The organism is Planktothrix sp. FACHB-1355, from assembly GCF_014748295.1.
GTDB lineage: Bacteria > Cyanobacteriota > Cyanobacteriia > Cyanobacteriales > Aerosakkonemataceae > Aerosakkonema > Aerosakkonema funiforme_A.
Window position 1 is genome coordinate 1 of record NZ_JACJUP010001117.1, and the last position, 2,245, is coordinate 2,245.

Here is a 2,245-nt window from a genome sequence, read left to right on the forward strand (position 1 = left end):
CCAACATTTTGGTAGAGCATGGAACCAGGATGAAAAGTTACCAATACAAATCCAAGTGCGTCAGGATTTACCAGCAGAACATCCTCGTTACAATCGTCCCTTAGTCTTTATTGAAGACCAAGAATTTGCTCCCATAGAATCTCGGAGCGCCCATTTACCCATTGGAACAAAAGCACTAGCCACTGTTAACCCTGACCCCGGTCACACGATTCAAGTTCAACTAAACCACCCAAGAATTAACACACCCATTCAAATCGGGAAAATTCAACAGCATAGCTTTGCCGACAGAGCCTGGAGGGGTGAACAAGCATCATTGACAATTGCTTTGATTAAACCCGAACCAATCCCAGCAATTAAAGTGGGGGATCAAGTGTTAGGTGAATTGGATAAAGCAAGCATCAATATCTTAGAAAAAGCCGGTCGTTTGGTAGATGGAAAAACTATTGATGTCACACTTAATAGTCGGGGAAAAGGCTTTGGTTCGCACGTTATTGCTACTACTGCTAATGGTAACTCTTTCCGCATTAATAAACTTTCCAAATCTTTCTGGTCATGCACCTTCAATAACCAAACAGCTACTGTGACTGTGGGGTTCAAAGAGCTTAAGCCTGAACCTGCTATCCTAATAGATGGGAAAGTTTTGGGTGTCCTGACCCAAAAAGAAAGCAAAGAGGCTCTCTCAAAAGCTGGATTATTAGTTGAGGGACAAATTTTTCAAAAAGCTTTCTTAACAAGTAATTCCACCACTGCAACTATCACTGTTGCTCCAGAGAGTGTAGAATACCCAGAGGCTTGGACAAAGCTAATTAAAACCGAACAAAAATCACAAATTTCTTCAGAGCTTCTCGAAATTTCTCGTGGATTTCGCACTAAGTTAACTCAATTACCCACCTTACTGTTTACCAAAGAAGACCACGAGTGGAAAACTCCCAATGGGAGTTTGAAAGAACAACCTGCTTTAGGACTATCAGTAGACAAACGATTGAGTGATGTCACTTCACGTTGGCTTTCTGCACAAGGGGTAGAATGGCTTCATGCGCCTGACGAGGCTCTAGTTTGGTCTGAAACTCAACGGGGTTATGATGTTCTATTCATTAATCCAGATTCAGTAAAACCAGAGGTTTACCAACAGCTAATTGAGCGATGTGGCGAACTACTTCAGGCTTCGGGAGAATCTAATACTTATCTAGAACGCCTTGAATCGATGCCTAAATTACCAGAAAGTATGTGGTCTACTTCTGCTACTGATTCAACAGTAGAGTTGGAATCACAACATAGACAAGTGGATGTAGATGACCGAGTGCAGTTAGTTGAGTCTGCTTACGCGCAACCGATGGAAGGATACCCAGTGGCACAAGACAACCACCAACTAACGCCAGAAGCCTCTCAAAGCACTGATTATGATACTGCTAACGTGGTTCCTATACCGCCGGGTGTGGCTTTACAACTGGAGTATAACAAAGCTCAGGCGTTACAAGCACAGCGGACAGAGGCGATCGCAGAAATTGTCCACAGCTTCCTTTACTTGGAAGGTAAATCCACTCCCACAGGAGCCCAAGCTATTGGCAAATCGAACACGGCTGTCTGGGATAAAGCTAAATCTGAACTGACACTTTATGACAATGCTTCGACTGACTCAAACGTTCCCAAAATGCGGGTGCGGTATGAAGGTGGTAGCTATACACCATTGCCGATCGCGTCGAGCCTGGAGGAACTACAAAAACACGGCCTTAAGTTAGAAGAAGTCGAACACTTTATTTCTAAAGTTAAGCCTTTAGTCGATGCCAGACTTAATCAATTGAACTTGGGTAAAAATTACTCTAAAAATCAAGGAATTGAAAGATAAAATCAAACAATATTAGCCTAAGCAACAAGCTTGGGCTAATATTGTTTGATGATGCTTTAAACTTGAATCAATCTAACTTTTCCAGGCATCCTTTGGATATTTTTGAGCGTACCAGGAGAGTTATCCTTAATGATCGCCAAACCATAATCTGCAATAGAACACATTATGCGATCGCGCTGTGTATAAGAACCATTTACTCCCACACTAGCAAATCCAGCATTATTTCTAGGTGAATTGCCTGTGTGGTAAACAGTTACTCGGCTATACCCAGATTGTTTGAGAAAAGTTTGCACCAAATAATCTGCCCCAAAGCAATCACCAATCAAAATTTTAGCACCCAGTTCCATAATTTTCTCAATGCGGATAATAGCTTCTGCGGGTAGTTGTGCCACAGTACGA

2 protein-coding genes are annotated in these 2,245 nt (G+C 42.3%); one reads left to right on the forward strand and one right to left on the reverse strand.

The window, feature by feature from the left end; translation table 11 throughout:
• Nucleotides 1–1,846 (forward strand): hypothetical protein (locus tag H6S82_RS29665; protein WP_191057209.1); only part of this gene is annotated, 1,846 nt, incomplete at its 5' end.
• A 56-nt stretch (nucleotides 1,847–1,902) separates the two neighbouring features.
• On the opposite strand, the gene H6S82_RS29670 is transcribed toward H6S82_RS29665, so the two are convergent.
• A partial coding sequence (locus H6S82_RS29670) for a hypothetical protein (protein ID WP_206756913.1) occupies nucleotides 1,903–2,245 on the reverse strand: 343 nt, incomplete at its 5' end.